Genomic DNA, 19176 nt, shown 5'->3' on the forward strand with positions numbered 1-19176 from the left:
CAAAAACCATGAACCCTAAACGCCGCCTAATAGAACACCGCTTACCCCTCAAAGAAATCTCCGAGGCCTCGGCCCGCGAGAAGTCCATCCGCCACGGCCATATCTCCACCCTGCACATCTGGTGGGCCAGGCGCCCCCTGGCCGCCAGTCGGGCTGCGGTGTTTGCCACCCTGGTGCCCGACACCGACGCCAACTACGAGCTGGTCAAGAAAATCGTCCCCTGGGAAGCGGTTAAAGACGGCAACAACCCGGACATTCTGGAAGCCCGTCGTAGAGTTCTGGAGGCGAATGGCGGTCAGCCTCCCAGAGTGCTGGACCCCTTTGCCGGGGGTGGGGCTATTCCCCTCGAGGCCCTACGCCTGGGTTGCGAGACCTACGCCCTGGACCTGAACCCCGTGGCCTACCTGATTTTGAAGGCCACCCTCGAGTACCCCCAGAAGTACGGCCAGCCGGGTAGCCGTCCGGTGCCCGAGTACATCCGGGCCAAGGATGCCAAGGAGAACAAGGGCCGCCAGGCGCTTGATTTTGGTGTAGGGGAGTGGGCGAGCAGCTACCAGCAGAACCCCCTGGCCACCGAGGTGCGCTACTGGGGCGAGTGGGTGCTGGAGCGGGCCAGGGCCGAGCTCGCCGAGTTTTACCCCCAAGACCCTGACGGCAAGACCCCCGTGGCCTACCTCTGGGCCCGCACCGTCACCTGCACCAACCCTGCCTGCCGCGCCGAGGTGCCCCTGGTGCGCCAGTGGTGGCTGGCTAAAAAGGACAAAAAGCGCATTGCCCTGAAGCCCCTGGTGGACGAACGTGCCAGGGCCATCTCCTTTGCGGTGGTAGAGGTAGGCAAGGGCGAGGACTGGCCCGAGAAGGGCACCATTGAGCGGGGGAATGCCACGTGTTTGGTTTGTGGTTCGGCAATTCCTTCATCCGAGACCCAAGTTCAAGCTAAAGAAAGAAGGTGGAAAGAGCGACTTTTGGCAGTCATTCTGGGTAGCCAGGATGAAAACGGTAAGACTTACCGACCAGCTACATCAGATGATGAGGCTTTTTTTGAAAAAGCCAGGTTGAAGCTGGATGAGCTCAAGCATGGGGAGAATCTATTTGGCGAGCTTCCTTTGATTCCCGATGAGCCCATTCCTTACGAGCCTCGAGCTTTCACACCTTGTATCTATGGTTTTGAGCAATGGGGCCAGCTCTTCAACCCCCGCCAGGCCCTGGCCCTGGTCACCTTCGCCAAGTGGGTGCGCGAGGCCCACGCCGAGATGTTGCGCCGGGGGATGGAGGAGGAGTGGGCTCGAGGGGTGGCGACGTATTTGGCACTAACAGTTGATAAAATCGCAGACTACAACTCAACTCTTTGTCGTTGGGCAAACCATGGCGAATACATTGGTAATACTTTCACACGCCAGGCACTCCCCATGGTATGGGATTACGCCGAAACCGTTCCGATAGCTGATACATCTGGTAATTGGGAAGGTGCGTTGGACTGGAACATCAGGGTTGTTGAGCAATGTTCGCTAACTGCTCACCAAGGCAGCATTGTCTACCGTGCTACCGCCACCCAGCTTCCCTTCCCAGACGGCTTCTTTGACGCCATCATCACCGACCCGCCCTACTACGACGCCGTACCGTATGCCGACCTTTCGGATTTCTTCTACGTCTGGCTCAAGCGCACGGTGGGCCACCTCTACCCCGAGCACTTCCGCACCCCCCTTACCCCCAAAAGCCAGGAGGCGGTGCAGAACCCGGTGCGCCACGGGGGCGACAACCAGAAGGCCAAGCAGTTTTTTGAGGACATGATGCGCCAGGCCTTCCAGGAGATGCACCGGGTGCTCAAGCCTGAGGGCGAGGCCACCATCGTATTTGCCCACAAGAGCACCGAGGCCTGGGAGACCCTCATCAGCGCCCTCATCCAGGCGGGGTTCCGGGTGGAGGCTTCGTGGCCGCTCCATACCGAGATGCAAACCCGCCTGCGGGCTCGGGAATCGGCGGCCCTGGCCTCTTCCACCTTCCTCAACTGCACCAAGCGCACGGCCCAGGGAGGGGGGGCTTCGGTGGGCTTTTTTACCAACGTGCGCCGCGAGATGCAGGAGGCCATCCGTCCGCAGCTTTTGGAGTTCTGGGAGGCCGGCATTCGTGGGGCCGACTTCTTCATGTCCGCCATTGGGCCGGGACTGGAGGCCTACAGCCGCTACGACGTGGTCAAGCGGGCCGATGGGCGCCAGGTGGGGGTAGGGGAGTTCCTGGACGAGGTACGCCGCATTGTGCTGGAGTTCGCCCTGGAGCAGGTTTTGGGCGCAAAGGCCATGGGTGGGGTGGACGGGCCCACCCAGTTTGCCCTCCTGGCCCTCTGGGCCTACGGCACCGAGCTCCCCTCCGACGAGGCCCGCAAGCTGGCCCAGAGCGTGGGGGTGGAGCTTGCCGAGCTGGGTAGTCTGGTGCAGCAGAAGGGGGAGAAGACCCAAGTGCGCCTTTCCGCTGAGCGGGCCAAGGACAAGCGCCTGGGTCAGGCAGACGAACAGGGCCGGGTGTTCATGATAGATGCCCTCCACCGCACCCTCCTCCTTCGCCGCGAGGGCAAGCAGGCCATTGCCGACTATTTGGGGAAGGTGGGCTACCTGGAAAACGAAGTCTTCTGGCAGGTGGCCCAGGCCCTGGCAGAGGTTCTGGAGGGTACGGAGGAAGGCCGGGGCCTCAAGGAGCTTCTGGCGGTGCGCCAGGGGCTGCCCAGGGCTGCCGCCTCGAGGCTGTTCTAGCCGGGAATCTGAAGGCTCTTTGCCGAGCGGCCCATCTCCTGCAGAAGCCTGAGCATGTACACCACCGCCGCAGCATCCCAGGCCTGCGGCCGGCAGGCCGCCGGGTAGGGCACGGGGGGCTCGCCTGCCTGCCGCGAATACCCCCCCACCAGCTCCGGCAGGCGGGCATCGGGCTGGCTCAGGGCCAGTTGGAAAAGGCCCTCCATGAGCCCCAGGGCCTCCTCGTAAAAGCCGTAGCGCACCAGCCCCCCGATAAGAAGGGCATTGTCATGCGGCCAGACCGAGCCGTTGTGGTAGGAAAGCGGGTTGTAGCGCACCTCGCTGGCCCCCAAGGTGCGCACCCCCCAGCCGCTGTAGAGCTCGGGCGAGAGAAGGGTCTGCACCAAAATTGGCGCCACCTCCCCGGGCACTATCCCGCTCCAAAGCAGGTGGCCCGGGTTCGAGGTGAGGATGGCCATGGGCTGCTTGGCCCCGTCCAGCCCGGCGGCGTAGGTTCTGCGCTCGGGCAGCCAAAAGCTCTGGTGGAAGGCCTCGCGAAGGGCCGCGGCCCGCTCCTCCCAGGGCCTGGCCTGCTCCGGCTGGCCTAAAGCGCGGTATAGTTCGGCAGCATCCAGGTAAGCGCGGTAGGCGTAGCCCTGCACCTCGCAGACCGCAATGGCCCCCTCGGCCAGCGAGCCGTCCCGGTGGCTTTGGGAGTCGAAGGAATCCTTCCAGGACTGCACCCGGTGCCCCTTGTAGGGGTTGGGGGCGTACTCCAGGAAGCCATCTTGGTCGGGGTCGGCGTACTCCACCATCCATCTGAGGGCGGCTTCCCAGTGGGGCTTCAGGCGCTGCACCAGCTCCAGGTCGCTCGAGTCCTTCCAGTAGCGGTGCAGCAAGATAACGAAAAGCGGGGTGGCATCCACGGTGCCGTAGTAGCGGGCGAAGGGCACCTTACCCGTGCGCGAAAGCTCGCCCAGACGCGCCTCATGGAGGATTTTGCCCGGGGTCTCGTCCAAAAAGGGGTCCACCACCCGGCCCTGATGCCTGGCCAGAAAGGCCAGCACCCCCTGCGCAACCTCGGGGGCCCAGGGCTGCACCATGTAGGCCGTGAGCAGGGCATCGCGGCCAAAGGGGGAAACATACCAGGGTATGCCCGCTGCCGGGTAAAGCCCCTCGGGCAGCGAGAGCAGCAGGGCCCGAAGGTCGGCAATGGCCTGCTCCAGAACCCGCTGGCCCGGCCCCTCTACCCGCAAAGGAAAGCGGGCCCGCCAGTCCTCGTAGCTGGGCAGGGGCGGGGTATGGGGCTCGAAGGGGCTCTCGAGGCGAGCCTGAACCACCAGGTGGGCCTGCTCCTTGGGGGCCAGCCCGATGCACCAGCGGTAGCTGGGCGAGGCCGCGGAAGGCTGGGGGTCGAAGCGAAGGTGGATGGCCAGCTCTAAGCCGTCCTGGGCGGTATACCTGAGCCCTTCCACGCTCCGCTCCATCCTGGGCCCGCCCTTGACCTCAAAAAGGTCGGCAAAGTCGGCCCCGACCTCGAGGCTGAGCTCCACCCGCTGGGCCGAAAGGGAGGTGTTCTCCAGCCAAAGCTGGTCTTGGAATCCTCCTCGAACCATGACCAGCTCCCGCCGCAGCCCCACCACCTGGTCGGGGCCCGCCCAAAGCCCCCAGTGCTGCACCAGCCGGTCGGGCCTGGGGCTTTGCGAAAGCAACAGGCGGAAGCCGGGAAAACCCCAGGCATAGCGCGAGAGGTAGCGGGTGTCGTGCCGGTAGAAGCCCTGTTCCTCGCCTTCTACCTGGCCCTGGTCGGAAAAAACCGCGTAGGTATCGTCTTCCTTTAGGGGTAGCATGCAAAACCTCAGATAGAAGCTGTGGTGGTTGGTTCATCAACCCTTTATCCCGGCGGTGGACACCCCCTCCACGAAGTAGCGCTGGAAAACCACGAACAAAACGATGATGGGTATCATCGAAAGGAAAGCGCTCGCCAGCATCAACCCCCAGTCGCCTGCCACCCCGTAGGCGCTGCGAAAGAAGGAGAGGCCCAGGGGCAGGGTGTAGCTGGCCTGCTGCCCCGAAAGCACCACGGCGGCCTTGAAGAACTCGTTCCACATGCCCTGAAAGGTGAGGATGGTGAGCGCCCCTAGGGCCGGGGCGGCCAGGGGCAGGATGATGCGGAAAAAGGTGGTGGCCGGGCTGGCCCCGTCTATCAGGGCGGCCTCCTCAATCTCGCGGGGGATGGACTCGAAGAACTGCTTCATGATAAACACCGCCCCGGCCCCCACCGCGCTCCACACAACCATCCCCCAAAGGCTACCCAAAAGGTTCAGGTCGCGCAGCACCAGGTAATTGGAGATGAAGGTGGCCTGGCTGGGCACGGTCATGGTGAAAACGATGAAGGCGAACAGGTACTGCTTGCCCGGCAGGCGCATGCGGGCCAGGGCGTACCCCCCCAGCGAGGCGAAGAGCAGGGTGGTGAGGACCACGGCCAGGCAGACGAAAAAGGTGTTCAGCGTCCAGCGGAGGAAGAAGCTCTCGCCCGTGTTGGGGTCCCTGGCCTCGTTGAAGACCCGCACGTAGTTGCGGAACACGTAGCCCAGCAGGCCAGGGGTCACGCTGTCCCAGCTCGCCACCCGGCCCCGGCGCTCGAGGCGGTTGGGGTCGAGGGCGGCGGCGTGGTACTGCTGCCCCCTAGGGGCCTCGACATCCAGGGGCAGCCTGGGCACCACCGGCAGGCCTTCGGCCCCCTCGGGCCTGGGGTAGCGGATGGTAAAGCCGTAGGTCACGAGCTGGCCAGGCTGGCCCTCGAGAACAAAGGGCCTGCGCTCCAGCTCCTCCACCTGCGACACCTGGGCATAGCGCGCCGCCTGTACCTCCTCGAAGATGGCCCCCAGCCCAGCCCCTGCCCGTCTTACGGGCACGGTCACCAGGGGCTTTTCAGGGGTCTGGCCTTCGGGCACGAAGTAGGTGACCCAGAAGGGCACCTCGGCCCCCGGGGCGAACCCGCCCGTCCAGGGGTTGCCGGCCCCAAGCTGGCCCAGCCGCCAGGCCGCCACCCAGTTCTTGGGCTGGGTCTGGGCGAAGCTGTAGCGAAAGGGCCACTCCAGCGGGTTGTCCTTCAGGCTGCCCAGGAAGGCCACGTAGAAGGGCCCCACGAAGAACACCGCCAGGGCCAGCATAATACCGTACACCCAGCCGACGCGGGCCCAGCGCTGGCGGGCCAGGTGGCGCTCATCGAGCTTTCCAGCCATAGAACACCTCAGTGGGCCTTCTCCGAAATGCCCAAGGCCCGCTGCAAAAGCACGATGGCGAAGGTCAGCCCGGCCAGGACCAGGGCTGCCGCCGAGGCCAGCCCTACCTTGCCCTCCCCGCTAAAGACGTTGTTGTAGACGTAGTAGGCCAGGACGATGATCGAGTCCAGAGGGGCCGCATCTCCCATCAGCGCCACCTGGTCGAACATCTGCAGGGTGCCTATAAGCGAGAGGGTGACCACCAAGAAGGTGACCGGGCGCAGCATGGGCACCGTCACATGGAGAAACTGCTGCCAGGGGGTGGCCCCGTCGATGGAGGCCGCCTCGTAGAGGCTCCTGGGGATGTCCTGCAGGCCTGCTAGAAAGATGAGCATCAGGGTGGGGATGGTGGTGAAGGTGTTGAGGATGATGATGCTCCAAAGCGGGATGGGCACCCCCAAAAAGCGGTCGGGGTTGGTGAGCCAGGTGAACTCGGGAGGACGGGCCTCGAGGGGCCGCACCACCCCCAGGGCCGAAAGCCCCCAGGTGAAGGCCAGGGCCAACACCAGCGAAAGGGCTGCCAGCGCGGGGTCGGTGAGGGGGACCGCCACCCCTCGCCGCCGCTCCAGGCCCACCTGTAGGAGCTGGGCCAGCGCGAAAATTCCCAAAAAGGTGAGCCAGACCGGGGCGGTGGCGCTGACATACCCCAGGAAGGTGTTGAGAAACCCGGTCTTCTGGAAAAACCAGATGGCGATCACCGTCACCGCCGCCGAGGAGAGCACGCTGGGCAGGTAGTAGACCGTGCGGAAGAAGATGATGCCCCGCAGGCGCTGGTTGAGCACCGCGGCCAGGGCCAGCGCGAGGCTGGTCTGCAGCGTGGTCACGATGAACATGAAGCTGAGGGAGTGGCTAAGGGCGGTCAGAAAGCGAGGCTCGCGCAGCAGCTCGGCAAAGTTGGCCAGCCCCACGAAGCGGACCTCCTGGCCCAGAAGGGTGGCATCGGTAAAGCTGAAGCCCACCGTGCGCACAAAGGCGAAAACGAAAAAGATGCCCAGGTGGATGAGAAAGGGGGCCAGGAACAGAAGGGCGTAGAAAGCCTCCAAGCGCTCTGAGCGACGCATACTTTAGACTCCAAGAGTGGGTGGGGCTCGAGGCCCCACCCACCCCTTAGCGCTCAATGCGGTTCAGCTCGGCCTGGGCATCGGCTATAGCCTGGTCCACCGTCTTCCGGCCAGTAATCACCGCCTGCAAGGCCTCGTTGATGGGCCGCATCCAGTTGCCCCCATCAAGGGCACCGAACTTGAAGGGCAGCACCGCCCCGCCCACGCTGGTGGAACCCTGGAAGACCACCCGGTTGAGCTCGTTCTCCCTGCCCGGGCGCTGGAGGACGGGGCTGTTGGCCAGGGCGCTGCGGCTTGGGAGGGCCAGGCCACGGGAAAGAATCCAGTTCTGGGCCTCCACGCTGGTGAGCTGGCGCAGCACCTTGGCTGCGGCCTCCTTGTTGCGCGAAGCGGCGTTCATGCTCCAGGAGACGGTGAAGATGAAGTTCCCGCGCTGCCGGGTGACTGGGTCAAGGGGAATGAAAGTGGTGCCGTAGCGCAGGTTGGGGGCCTTGTCGCGCAGGAAAGCCCCAATCCAGGCCCCCTCGATGGCCACCGCGGCCTTCTCGGCCCCAAAGCAGCCACCCGTCCAGCCCTCCCCCAGGTCCTGGGCCAGCCTGCCCGCCCCGTCCCGCACCAGGCTGGTGTACCACTCGAAGGCCCGGCGGAAGTTGGCGTCCAGCACGGTGCGACCCTGGGCGTTGAAGGGCCGCCAGCCGGTGGCGTGGGCGAAGGCTCCGAATCGGGCATGGTCGGCCACCACGCAAAGCCCCACCACATCCTTCAAAGCGGCCTGCACCCTTCTGAGCTTGTCCTTGAAGGTGTCCCAGGTATCGGTCTGGTTGGGGTAGGGCACCTTGGCCTCATCGAAGAGGTCCCTGTTGAACTGCACCGCCAGGGTGTTGAAATCCTTGGGCAGCCCGTACACGTTGCCCCTGAGGGTGAAAGCGTTTAGAAGATTGCGGTTGAACACCGCCAGTTCCTGCGGGGTGAAGTAGCGGTTCAGGGGCTCTACCCGCCCCGAGGCGAAAAGGGGCTCCGACCAGAAGATGTCCACGTAGAAGAGGTCGGCTGCAGTACCCGCCGAGATGGCGTTGAGGAGGGCAGCCCGGTAGTCGCCCTCAATGCCCTGGTACTCGGCTCGGATTCCCTCCCGCTCCAGCGCAGGGTTCACGATCTCCCGCACCAGGCTGCTCATGATGGCGGTGTCGTTGCCGCCAAAGCCCTGCAGCCGCACCACAGTTTGCGCTGAGGCCATCCCCAGCGCCGCCAGAAAGACCAAAACCATCCAGTGCTTCATGTTCTTTCCTCCTCTCCTCGGCCAACGAAGACGCGCAAACTACGCCGTCTCCACCTCCTTCAAGCGGGTAGTCCCCCGCACCACCAGCCGCACCGGCACCCGCACCCCCCGGGGCTCGGCCCCCCCCAGGGCTTCGCGGAGCAAGCCGGCGGCGATCCGGGCAATCTGGGCGATGTCCTGGCGGATGGTGGTGAGGCCCTCGCCCACCTCGGGCAGATCGTCGTAGCCCACCAGCGAAACGTCCTGCGGAACGCGCAGGCCCAGGTCCTCCAGAGCGGCCCTGGCCCCCACCGCCATCTCGTCGGAGGCTGCGAACAAAGCGGAAAAGCGCAACCCCCCCTCCCAGGCCCTGCGCAGCACGCGGTAGGCCGTAAGGGTGGAGAAGTCGCCGTCCAGCACCAGCTCAGGCCGGTAGGCCACACCGTAGGCCTCCAAAGCCCGGCGGTAGCCGCGCAGCCGCTCGCGCCCAGCCTGGTGGTGGGGCTGGCCGGTGAGGTGGGCAATCTCGCGGTGGCCCAGCTCGAGCAGGTGGCGGGTTGCCGCATAGCCCCCTGCCTCGTCGTCCGGGGCCACCCAGAAACTCCCTGGGTAGACCCCCACCAGCACATGGGGGACCCCCGCCTGGGCCAGGGCCTCCAGGCGGGGGTCGTGGTCGTGGGCCCCCAGGAGAATATAGCCCCGCGCAGCCCGCAGGGGCAGGCCTGCCGGGTCGGTGGGGGTCTCCTCCAGACGCAGCCCCTCCTGCCACAAGGCCTCGGAGAGGTGCTCGAAAAGCAGCACGAAGTAGGGGATGTAGCGGCGTACCCCAGGGGCCAGCAGGATGCCCACCACCTCGCCCTTGCCAGCGAGCTCGCGGGCCGCTTGCATGGGAACGTACCCGAGGCGCTTCACCACCTCGAGCACCCGCTCCCGGGTTCTGGGATGCACCCCAGGCCGCTGGTTCAACACCCGGCTCACGGTGCCGGTGGAGACCCCGGCCAGGCGGGCCACGTCCTGTATGGTGGGGGTGCGGTTGGGCTCCATGGTTTGTAAACGCTTACGGTTTTTCTTTAAAGTATATCCAGCTCACGCAAAAAATCAAGGCCCTGAGCATGACCAAAGATTTTGTAATCGCTTACAAATTGCCGGCCCATTTGCACCGCCCTCCAAAGACCTCCCCTGCTAGAATGGGCCTGCCATGAAAGGACTCATCCTCGCGGCCGGGCGGGGCACCCGCCTGCGCCCCCTGACCCACACCCGCCCCAAGCCGGTCATCCGGCTGGCCGGCAAGCCCATCATCCGCTACGCGGTGGAGAACCTACTCCAGGCCGGCATCCGCGAGATTGGGGTGGTGGTCTCACCCGACACCCAGGAGGACATTCGCCAGGCCCTCCGAAACTGCCTGCCCGCCGACATCACCTACATCGTGCAGGAGCAGGCCCTGGGAATTGCCCATGCCGTGGGGGTGGCGCGGGAGTGGCTGGAGGGGAGCCCCTTTGTGCTCTACCTGGGCGACAACCTGTTCCAAAAGGGGGTGCAGCCCTTCGTGGAGGCCTTTAGGCCCGGGGTGGGGGCGGTGATCGCCCTGGTGCGGGTGCCTGACCCCCGGCAGTTCGGGGTGGCGGTCCTGGAGCAGGGCCGGATTACGAAGCTCCTGGAGAAGCCCAAGGACCCCCCCTCCGACCTGGCGGTGGCCGGGGTGTACGTCTTTAGCCCAAGCATTTTGGAGATTATCGCCAACCTGAAGCCCAGCGCCCGGGGCGAGTACGAGATTACCGATGCCATCCAGGCCCTGATGGACCAGGGCCATACCGTGCTGGGTCAGGAAATCGCCGGCTGGTGGAAGGACACCGGCCGCCCCGACGACCTGCTGGACGCCAACCGGCTCCTGCTGGTGGAGCAAAAAAGCCCCACGCCGGTGGTGGAGGGGCAGGTAGAGGACAGCAAGATCACCGGGCGGGTGGTGGTCGAGAAGGGGGCCACGGTGCGCAACAGCACCGTGCTGGGCCCGGTGCACATCGCCTCCGGGGCTCTGATTGAGGGGGCCTACATCGGACCTTTCACCTCGATTGGGCCCAACGCCAGGGTGCGCCAGGCCGAGGTGGAGTTCTCCATTCTGGAGGAAGGCGCGGTGGTGGAAGACGTGCCTTTGCGGCTGCACGAGTGCATCCTGGGGGTGGGAGCCCGGGTCACCCGCCGAAGCGGCCTGCCCAAGGCCCACAAGCTGGTGCTGGGGGACCTGAGCAGCCTCGAGCTAGCCTAGCCCAGAAGGGCCTCCACCGCTTGCCGGGAAGGCGGGCTGCCCCGGGCGCAGTGCAGCGCCGCTGCGGCGTTGGCAAAGCGGAGGGCCACCGAAGCGGCTTGCCCCTCGGCCAGGGCCAGGGCAAAGGCCCCGTGGAAGACATCCCCGGCCCCGGTGGTATCCTGCACCTCCAGTCTGTGGGCCGGCAGATGCCCCCCTTCGTAGACCACCCCCCGGGCCCCCAGGGTCACCGCGGCGAAGACCCCTTGCTTCGCCAGCCTGTCCAGAAGCAGCTCTATCCCACCGTGCTCGAGGGCCAGCTCCTCCGAGGCCACCACGTGGGAGGCCACCGTCACCAGCGACCAGTCCGGCGCGCGGTTGCGGTCCAGGTCCAGCACCACCGGAAGGCCCCGCGCCCGCGCCAGCGCGCCCACCGCCTGGCCTGCCTCGGGCCAGCGCCCATCTAGCAAGACCGCCCCCACCCCCTCGAGGAGCCTGACGGGGTCCAGCTCGAGCCCTGTCGGCAGGGGAGGGCGGTAGGGGAAGATGTAGCGCTCCCCCACCGGGGTCACCAGTACCGCCGAGACCGGGGTGGCATCCCCGAGCTGGAGGTGGACCTCTACCCCCTCGGCCTCGAGCATGGCCCGAAGCCGGGCCCCCGCTGGGTCCTTCCCCCAGCGGGAAAGCAGCCGGGCCGAACCCCCCAGCCGGGCCACCGCCTGCGCCGCCACCGCCGCCGGCCCCCCCAGGGTCTCACGGTAGGCCCGCACCCCGGTGCGGCTTTTCGTGGGGGGAAAAGCCTCCACATAGTAGCGCTGGTCCAGATTGGCCCAGCCCACGGCCAGCACCCTCATGCCAGCCCCTCCTCAGGGCGGGCAGGCAGCACCTCCAGCCCGAGCCAGGCGCACATCTCCAGAAGCGCGCCCTCGTGCGCCCCCATCCCCGCCACCAGGTGGTGGGGCAGGCGGTGGTTGAGCCAGCTCGCCAGGAACTGCTGGGGGGTGAGGGGCTGGGCGGCCCAGGTGGGGCGGGTGAGGTAGCCGGAGACCCCCTCGTAGCCCCGCTCGCCGCTCAGGTGCCCGCCGTAGACCACAGCCCTGCGGCCCGGCAGGAGGCGCAGGCCGCTGACGGGCCCTGCCCGGAGGGCCATATCCCGCACCGCCGGCAGCCCGCGGTTGAAGTGGGGAACGAGCCGGGTGGGGCCGCCGGCCCAGGCCCGGGAGGCCTCCCCCCCGTGCCAGAGCAGAAGCCCCTTATGGGAGAGGTGGACGAGGTCGAGCAGCAAGGCCGGCCGGCCCGAGACGGCCCGCAGGGCCAGCATCGAGGCCAGCCCCATCACATCCCCCTCGGGGGCCAGCGCATACCCTGCATCGGCCAGCCGGGCCAAGGCGGCCTGGGGCATCACCCCAAGCCGCCCCGGAATCTCCGGCCAGTCCCTGAGGGCCACCCCGTCGTAACCCCGGGCCAGGCGGGCCAGGGCCAGCTCGAGCCTGACGCTCTCCCAAAGGGCCTCTTCGGAGCACTCCGCAAGCTCATCCAGGGCCTGCAGGCGCTCTTTTACCTCGGCCTCGCGCACCTCACCGAGGGCTGCCCAAAGCTCGTCCAGGCCGGCCTGCTCCACCACCAGCCCGGTCTCGGGCAGGGCCTCAAAGGCGAAAAACCCCGGCGCCGCGCCCCCCAGCCAGAGCACCCGCCCCTCCCGCAGGACCCTGGCCCCCCGCAGCGCTGCGAGGGTAAGCCTGAAGCGCGACTGGAACCAGTCATCCTCCACCCAGCCGTAGAACCACTTGACCGGCCCCCTTGCCAGCGAGAGCCCCAGGTTGAGGCCGCACAGGGCGTTCTGCGGCAGGGGCCCTCCCTCCCAGGCCTCGGGAAGGGCCCAAAGGCCCAGCGGCAGAGGCAGCCGCAAAAGCGGCAGGAACTCCTCCCCCGTGGTGAAGGTCACGCACTGGAGCAGCAGGAAGTCCAGCCGCGCTGCCATGGCCGCCTGCGCAGCCGCCTCGGCCTGGGCCGCCTCCGCCACCGGCTCGGCCACGTAGGCCAGCTCAAAGCCCAGCTCCTCCCCGAGGGCCGCGAGGGCCCTTCGGGTGGTCTTTTCCAGACCGAGCCTGGAGCCCCGGAAAAGGGGCCGCACGAGGGGGACCAGGCCGATGCGGAGCATGCCGTAAGCTAGCCCTTCACCCCTCCTTGGGTCAACCCCCCCACCACCCGCTCCTGGAAGAGCGCGATCACCACCGCCACCGGCACCAACGCAATCACCAGCGCCGCCGAGATAAGGGGCCAGGGGAAGGTGTACTCCCCCTGCAGGAACTGAATCCCCACCGGCAGGGTGCGCATGGCCTGGGAAGGCATCAGGGTCAGGGCCAGCAGAAACTCGTCCCAGCTATTCACAAAAGCCAGAATGCCGGCGGTGAAGACCCCGGGAGCGGAAAGCGGCACCACCACCCGCCACAAGGCCCCCAGCCGGGTGCAGCCGTCCACCATGGCCGCGGCCTCGAGGTCCTTGGGGATTCCCTGGAAAAAGCTCACCAGCACCAAGGTGGCCACCGGAATCGAGAGCGCAGCATGGGGCAGGATGAGGGCGATGTAGGTGTTTCTCAACCCTAAGGCCAGCACCATCTCGAACAGGGGCAGCAGAAGGGTCACCGTGGGAAACATCGAGACCCCCACCAGCAGCGAAAAGATGAGGGTCTTGTAGGGGATGCGCAGCCGGGCCAGGGCGTAGGCCGCCAGGGCCGAGACGAAGACGCAGAGCACCGTGGCCCCTGTTGCCACTACCAGGCTGTTGAGAAAGTAGCGCCCGATGGGGGCTCCGGTTAGGGCCTGCACGTAGTTCTGCAGGGTAAAGCGCTCGGGCCACCAGGTGATGGGGATACGGGTGAGCTCGGCCTCGGTCTTGAAGGAGGTGAGAAGAATCCAAACCGCGGGGAAAAACCCGTTCACCACCACCGCGGCCGCGGCCAGCCAGAGCCAGATGCGCTGGCGGAACCCCCTACTCATCTACCCCCCGGATGTAGCGCAGATAGACCAGCGTCACCCCCAGGCTGAGGAGAAACATCAGCACCGCCAGGGCCGAGCCGTAGCCGAAGTTGAGGTTTTCTATGCTGGTGGTGCGCACGTACATGGCCAGCGTCTCGAAAGCGCTCCCCCCGTTTTGCATGGCATAGGGGATGTCGAAGGTCTGGAAAGCGGTAATGGTGCGAAAGATGGCCGCCACCAAAAGGGCCGGTAACAAAAGCGGCAGGGTAATGCGCCAGAAGCTCTGCCAGCGGCTGGCCCCGTCCACCGCAGCCGCCTCGTAGAGTTCTTTGGGAATCACCTGCAGACCGGCCAGCAGGATCAGGGCCACGAACGAGCTGGTCTTCCAGATGATGGTGAGGCAGATGGCCCAGAACAGAAGCTCGGGGGTGGTCACCCAAAAGAGCCGTTCGCCCCCCAGGCGCACCAGCACATCGTTGACCACCCCATACTGGCTGTCGAAGAACCAGCGGAAGATGAGCCCAGCGAAGACCAAAGGCAGCGCCCAGGGAAGCAAAAGCCCAAGCCGCACCGGCCACCTCACCCGGAAGGGCAGGTTGGCCAGCAGCGCGAGCAGCAGCCCCACCACCAAAGCCCCCGGCACCGTGACCAGCACAATCAGCAGGGTGTTCCACAAGGCCGTCCAAAATCGCTCGTCGGCCCAGGCCTGGGCAAAGTTGCCGAGCCCCACGAAAACCGGCTGCACACCGGTCTCGTCGGTCAGGCGGCGGCGGAACAGGCTGTTATAGAAGAGCCGGGCTACCGGGTACAGGGCCACCAGCCCCAAAAGCAGGGCCGCCGGTGCAAGCAGCCAGAAGGCCAGGGCGCGCTCGCTCAGGTCGCCTAAGCTGCGGCGGGGACGGGGCTCTGGCCGGGTCATGGCTAGCGTCCGGCGTAGATGGCCTGCAGGCGGCCCACGATCTCGCGGGCCCCCTGCTCAGGGGTTTTCTGCCGGGCCAGCACCTGGTTGGTGGTCACGCGGATGACCTCGGATATCTCGCTGTAGCGGGGGTGCTGGGGCCTAGCCCGGGCAGCCTGCACCACCGGCAGGGCCTGGGCAAACCAGGGGTTCACCCGCAGGATATCGGGGTCGCGGTAGAGGGCTGGGAAGACCGGCAGGTTGGAGGCCTCGATGGCCAGGATTTTGGAGACCTCGGGGCTGGAGAGGTAGCGCACCAGCTTGTGGGCCTGGGCCTTGTTGCGGCTGAAGTCGGAGACCACCCACTGCCAGCCACCCAGGCAGCTCGCCTGGCGCCCCCCGGCAAAGGCCGGCAAGGGCACCACCCCAATCTTGCCCTTGACCTGGCTGTCGGGGTCGTTTTGGAACCTATTCCAGGCGTAGGCGAACAGGGTGCCGAAGATCCAGCGCCCGGCCTGCATCTCCTGGCGGATGGTGTCCTGGGGCTTCTCGGCCATGTTGGGGGGCGAGACTTTCTGGTCCATCAGGCCCACCCAGAACTGCAGGGCCCGCTGGGCCTGCTCCACGGTGAGGGCGAACTGCCCCTGGGCGTTGGTCACATCGCCCCCGGCAGCCCAGACCGGGAGCAGGAAGGTGCAGACCGCCCCCTCGACCGGGGCTCCGATGAAGCCGATGCCGTTCAGGGTGGGGTTGTTTTCCCGCTGCAGGATGGTCTGGGCCTGCTGGATGGCCTCTTCCCAGGTGGTGGGGGGCCTGAAGCCGTACTTCTCCAAAAGGTCGGCCCGGTAGTAGAGGAACATGGCATCGGCGAAGCCCGGCAGGGCCACGAGCTGACCGTTGATCACGTTGGCCTGGGAGTAGGCCGGCAGGTACTGCTGCAGCAGGGCCTGCCTCGAGGCCGCTGGCAGGTACTTGTCGATGGTGTCGGCCCAGCGGCTGGCCAGGTACTGGGCGGGGCGGATGATGTCGATGAGGATAACGTCGATGCTGGGGTCGCGCGAGGCCAGCACGGTGGTGAGGTACTGCTGCTGCTGGTCGGAGGTGGCCCCGCCCACCTCGATCTCCACCCGCACCCCGGGGTTGCGCGACTGGTAGAGGTCCAGGATCTTCCGCATCACGTCCGGGCGCTGCTGCCCCCCCACGAAGACCCGCAGCCGGGTCTGCTGGGCCAGGGCAAAGGAGGCCAGCAGCACTGCCAAAAGGAGCCAGAAAAGCCTTCTCATACACCACCTCCTCATAGGCGCAAGCCCAGCTCGCTGAGCTCGGCCTGAAGGGACTCGTTGATCCAGATGCCCTCCTGCAGGGCCCTGGCCCGCAGGGCGGCCCGGCGCCAGCCCGGAACCCGGCCCCCCACGGCCTCGAGGGCCCCTAGAAGCCGGGCCATCCGCGCTGCGTAGCCCTCGCCGAAAGCTGTGGGCTCGAGGGCCAGGAGCAAAAGCCCCGGCCGGGCGGCCTGCTCGGGCGGGCCCCAGGGCAGGGTCAGCTCGGGCGAGAGCACGGCCCCCGCCAGCACCCCAGCCAGCACCTCCACCAGCACGGCCAGGGCATAGCCCTTTCCCTCCCCCACCGGCAGCAGCGCCCCTTCCAAAGCGGCCCGCGCGTCGGTGGTGGGCCGGCCCGCCCGGTCCACTGCCCAGCCCAAAGGGATGGGCTCCCCTCTTTTGGCTGCAGCCATAATCCGACCCCGGGCCACCACCGCCACCGAGGTGTCCACCACCACCGGGTAGGGCTCGGCTGGGGCCCCCAGGGCGAGGGGGTTGGTACCCAGGACCGGCCCAGGGGCCAGGGCAGGCGGGGTATTGGCAAAGGCCAGGCCCACCAGACCCGCCCGGGCCAGCCGGCCCACGTAGGCCGACAGGGCCCCCGCGTGCCCCGCCCCCCGCACCGCGACCAGGGCCACCCCCTGCGCCCGGGCTCGGGGCACCAGGGCCTCCAGCGCGAAAAGCCCGGCCACCGGCCCCAGAGCCCAATCGGCGTGGAGCACCGCCACCCCAGGCCGCCCCTCCTCCAGGCGCATCCTGGGCCGCGGGTTGAGGCCCCCCGCCCTGAGCTGGGCGGTGTACTGCCCCACCCGGGCCAGGCCGTGGCCGGTGTGGCCCTCGAGCTCGGCCTCGAGGAGCACCCGGGCCACCCCCTGGGCATGGGCCGCAGGCAGGCCCAGCCCCTCGAAGTGGGCCACCAAGGCCGCCTCGAGCCGCTCGCAAGAAACCCTCATGCCTCCACCCCCAAGGCCCGCAAGACCCCCTCGGCCACCCAAAGCCCCACCGCCTCCTGGGCCTCGGCGGTCAGGCCCGCAATGTGGGGGGTAATGTAGAGGTTCGGCACCCCCCTAAGCGGATGGGACTCGGGCAGGGGCTCAGGCTCCACCACGTCCAGCACCGCCCCCGCCAGGTGCCCCTCCCACAGGGCCTTTGCCAGATCGGCCGAATGCACCAGCTCGCCCCGCGCGGTATTAATCAGGTAGGCGCCCCGCGGCATCTGGGTGAGGGTCTCGGCCCGAATCAGGTAGCGGGTCTCTGGGGTAAGGGGCGCGTGCAGCGAGAGGAAGCGGGCGCGGGCCAGGAGCTGCGGCACCTCGCAGAGCTCAATCCCCAGGTCCTCCACCACCGCCTCCCAGGGCTGCCGCGCTGGGTCGGCCGCCAGTACTCGCATCCCTAGGGCCCGGGCCCGCCTGGCCACCCGCAGCCCCACCTCGCCCAGGCCCAGAAGCCCCAGGGTCTTGCCGGCCAGCTCGAAGCCGCCGAAAGCGGAGCGGTCCCACCCCCCCGCCGCCACGTGGGCCGCAGCTTTAGCAAGGTTGCGGGCTAGGTGCAGCATGGCGGCCAGCACGTACTCTGCCACCGCGGTGGCGTTGAGGCCCCGGGCATGGCAGAGCACCACGCCCCGGGCCTCCAGGTCGGGCTGCACGATGTTGTCCAAGCCTGCCCCCAGCCGCCCCACCGCCCTCAGGTGGGGCGCTGCGGCCAGCAGCTCGGCGTCCACCCGGGTCTGGTTGCGCACGATGAGGGCCAGGGCCCCGGCCAGGTGGGCCTTGAGGGCTGCGCGGTCCTTCCACAGCTCGGGGTCGTAGAAAACCCCAAGACCGCTCTCCTGCAGGCGCGCCAGCCCGCCCGGGCTCATGTACTCACAGACCACAATCATGGCTATGCGCTGGGGTAAAGCTTGGTGAGCACGAACTCCTGGTGCTTTAGCAGCTCGGCCGCCGTCAAGCGGCCGTTCACGGTACGGGCGAAGACCTCCCAGATACGCTCAGCCGCTTCCTCCAGGCCGATCTCTCCCACCAGCAGGTCGGGCAGTTTCACGTCGATATGCTCGCCCATGGTCTCGCAGGTGAGGGGGTTGGGCGATATCTTGATCACCGGGATCAAGGGGTGGCCCACGATGTTGCCCTGGCCCGTGGTGAAGAAGTGCAGCACGCTGCCCCCCGCGGCGCAGAGGGTGACCTGCTCGGCCCCTGCCGAGGAGCTATTCATGAAGACCAGACCCTGGCCAGGCCGCACCTCCTCGGCATAGTCCACCACCGCGCTCACCGGGCGGGTGCCGGTCTTTTGGATGTTGCCCAGGGCCTTTTCCTCGATGGTGGAAAGCCCTCCCCGGATGTTGCCCTCGGTGGGCTGGGAGCCCAGGAGGTCCACCCCCTGGGCCTCGATTAGGGCGATGTAGGCGTTGTAAAGCTCGAGAAAGCGCTGCCTCAAAGCCGGTGTAGCGCAGCGTTCGGCAATCAGGTGCTCTCCCCCGGTGAGTTCGGATGTCTCGCCGAAGATGACCGAGGCCCCCATGTCCACCAGCCGGTCCACCACCCGGCCCAGCGCCTTGTTGCCCGCCAGGCCCAGGGTGGGGTCGGACTCCCCACACTTGATGGAGACGACCAGCTCAGACGCCTGGATGGGCTCCCGCCGCTGCTCGGAGGCCTCCTGCACCAGCCGATAGGCCGCCCGGCTGGCCGCGTTGATCACGTTCAGGTCGCCATGGCGTTCGATGGAGAAGGTCTCGACCGGCTTGCCGCTTTGGGCGATGGCCGAGGCCACCCGCTCGGTCCAGCGGGGCTCGATGCCGATGACCACCACCCCGTAGACGTTGGGGTTGGCCCCGTGGCCCGAGAGGGTGCGGAAGGTGAGCTCCAGGTCCTTGCCAAACTGCAGCCGGCCGTAGGGGTGCGGCAGGGGCACCGTCCCAGCAACGAGCCGCGCCACTCCCAAAGCGGCGGTGTTGGAGAGGTCGTCTACCGGCAGGACCAGCACGTGGTTGCGCACCCCCACCCGCCCGTCCGGTCGGCGGTAGCCGGTAAGCGGCGGGGCATGCCCCAGCATCAGCGGCCCCCTTTCGCCCCGTCGCCGTAGTCCCAGCGCAGGGTACGGAGGTTGTGCACGTGCACCCAAGCGCCTTTCCGGACTGCCTGGGTGGTGCGCCCAATTTTCTCGCCGTACTCGATCACCACGTGGCCCTCGGGCAGGTCCCTCAGCGCAATCTTGTGGCCCAGGGGGATATCCTCCAGCACCCTCACCCAACAGGGCTGGCCTCCTTCCAGGCTCTCAACCAGCAGCTCTTCTCCGGCCTTCAGGTCGGTCACCGCTATCGCCACATCGTCGGTGGACTTGTGCGCCAGGGCTCGGTGCACCACCAGTTCCTCCTTGGTTGGAGAAATTTTATATCTAAAATCTTCTA

Annotated in this window: 16 protein-coding genes; 2 read left to right on the plus strand and 14 right to left on the minus strand. The window is 67.1% G+C overall.

The genetic code is table 11. The features are described from left to right. Window positions 1-8: 8 nt before the first annotated feature. Window positions 9-2747: a DUF1156 domain-containing protein gene (locus DV704_RS07850; RefSeq protein WP_114799028.1), complete on the plus strand. Its 2739-nt coding sequence runs from the start codon at window positions 9-11 to the stop codon at window positions 2745-2747. Here the strand turns inward: DV704_RS07850 and DV704_RS07855 are convergent. Genes DV704_RS07855 through DV704_RS07875 form a run of 5 tightly spaced genes read right to left on the minus strand, consistent with a single transcriptional unit; the run spans window position 2744 to window position 9376 of the window. Beyond that, window positions 2744-4576 (minus strand): glycogen debranching N-terminal domain-containing protein, encoded by a 1833-nt coding sequence (locus tag DV704_RS07855; protein WP_114799029.1) that lies wholly within the window; start codon window positions 4574-4576, stop codon window positions 2744-2746. The two genes, DV704_RS07850 and DV704_RS07855, sit on opposite strands and share 4 nt — an antisense overlap. A gap of 36 nt (window positions 4577-4612) precedes the next feature. Further along, window positions 4613-5974 (minus strand): carbohydrate ABC transporter permease, encoded by a 1362-nt coding sequence (locus DV704_RS07860; RefSeq protein WP_114799030.1) that lies wholly within the window; start codon window positions 5972-5974, stop codon window positions 4613-4615. A gap of 8 nt (window positions 5975-5982) precedes the next feature. Continuing rightward, the gene (locus DV704_RS07865; protein WP_114799031.1) at window positions 5983-7074 is read right to left on the minus strand and encodes a carbohydrate ABC transporter permease; all 1092 of its coding nucleotides are present in this window, start codon (window positions 7072-7074) and stop codon (window positions 5983-5985) included. Between the two features lie 46 nt (window positions 7075-7120). Next, window positions 7121-8353, minus strand: a complete 1233-nt coding sequence (locus DV704_RS07870) for an extracellular solute-binding protein (protein WP_114799032.1) — start codon at window positions 8351-8353, stop codon at window positions 7121-7123. A gap of 39 nt (window positions 8354-8392) precedes the next feature. Further along, entirely contained in the window at window positions 8393-9376 is a 984-nt protein-coding gene (locus DV704_RS07875; RefSeq protein WP_114799033.1) for a LacI family DNA-binding transcriptional regulator, read from the minus strand. A 154-nt stretch (window positions 9377-9530) separates the two neighbouring features. Here DV704_RS07875 and DV704_RS07880 point away from each other — a divergent pair, with 154 nt between their 5' ends. After that, a complete protein-coding gene (locus DV704_RS07880; RefSeq protein ID WP_114799034.1) occupies window positions 9531-10595 on the plus strand; it encodes a glucose-1-phosphate thymidylyltransferase in 1065 nt (354 codons plus the stop codon). Here DV704_RS07880 and DV704_RS07885 read toward each other — a convergent pair. From DV704_RS07885 to DV704_RS07925, 9 genes are read right to left on the minus strand one after another with little or no spacing between them, the layout of a single operon-like run. Beyond that, complete coding sequence (locus DV704_RS07885; protein WP_114799035.1) at window positions 10592-11428, minus strand: PfkB family carbohydrate kinase; 837 nt, start codon at window positions 11426-11428, stop codon at window positions 10592-10594. The genes DV704_RS07880 and DV704_RS07885 overlap by 4 nt on opposite strands. Next, on the minus strand, window positions 11425-12735 hold the full coding sequence (locus DV704_RS07890; RefSeq protein WP_114799036.1) for a fucose isomerase: 1311 nt from the start codon (window positions 12733-12735) through the stop codon (window positions 11425-11427). The genes DV704_RS07885 and DV704_RS07890 overlap by 4 nt, the downstream gene beginning before the upstream one ends. Window positions 12736-12743: 8 nt before the next feature. Continuing rightward, a complete protein-coding gene (locus DV704_RS07895; protein ID WP_114799037.1) occupies window positions 12744-13574 on the minus strand; it encodes a carbohydrate ABC transporter permease in 831 nt (276 codons plus the stop codon). Next, window positions 13567-14472: a carbohydrate ABC transporter permease gene (locus tag DV704_RS07900; RefSeq protein WP_114799038.1), complete on the minus strand. Its 906-nt coding sequence runs from the start codon at window positions 14470-14472 to the stop codon at window positions 13567-13569. Before DV704_RS07900 ends, DV704_RS07895 begins: the two co-directional genes overlap by 8 nt. A 2-nt stretch (window positions 14473-14474) precedes the next feature. After that, the gene (locus DV704_RS07905) at window positions 14475-15734 is read right to left on the minus strand and encodes an ABC transporter substrate-binding protein (RefSeq protein WP_114799039.1); all 1260 of its coding nucleotides are present in this window, start codon (window positions 15732-15734) and stop codon (window positions 14475-14477) included. Between the two features lie 11 nt (window positions 15735-15745). Next, window positions 15746-16726, minus strand: a complete 981-nt coding sequence (locus DV704_RS07910) for an Ldh family oxidoreductase (protein WP_114799040.1) — start codon at window positions 16724-16726, stop codon at window positions 15746-15748. Further along, on the minus strand, window positions 16723-17652 hold the full coding sequence (locus DV704_RS07915; protein ID WP_114799041.1) for a hydroxyacid dehydrogenase: 930 nt from the start codon (window positions 17650-17652) through the stop codon (window positions 16723-16725). The genes DV704_RS07910 and DV704_RS07915 overlap by 4 nt, the downstream gene beginning before the upstream one ends. 2 nt (window positions 17653-17654) lie before the next feature. Continuing rightward, entirely contained in the window at window positions 17655-18821 is a 1167-nt protein-coding gene (locus DV704_RS07920; RefSeq protein ID WP_114799042.1) for a UxaA family hydrolase, read from the minus strand. Next, a complete protein-coding gene (locus DV704_RS07925; protein WP_114799043.1) occupies window positions 18821-19132 on the minus strand; it encodes a UxaA family hydrolase in 312 nt (103 codons plus the stop codon). The genes DV704_RS07920 and DV704_RS07925 overlap by 1 nt, the downstream gene beginning before the upstream one ends. Window positions 19133-19176 lie beyond the last annotated feature (44 nt).

Origin of the sequence: Meiothermus sp. QL-1, assembly GCF_003351145.1 — a bacterium.
In the GTDB taxonomy this organism is placed as follows: domain Bacteria; phylum Deinococcota; class Deinococci; order Deinococcales; family Thermaceae; genus Meiothermus.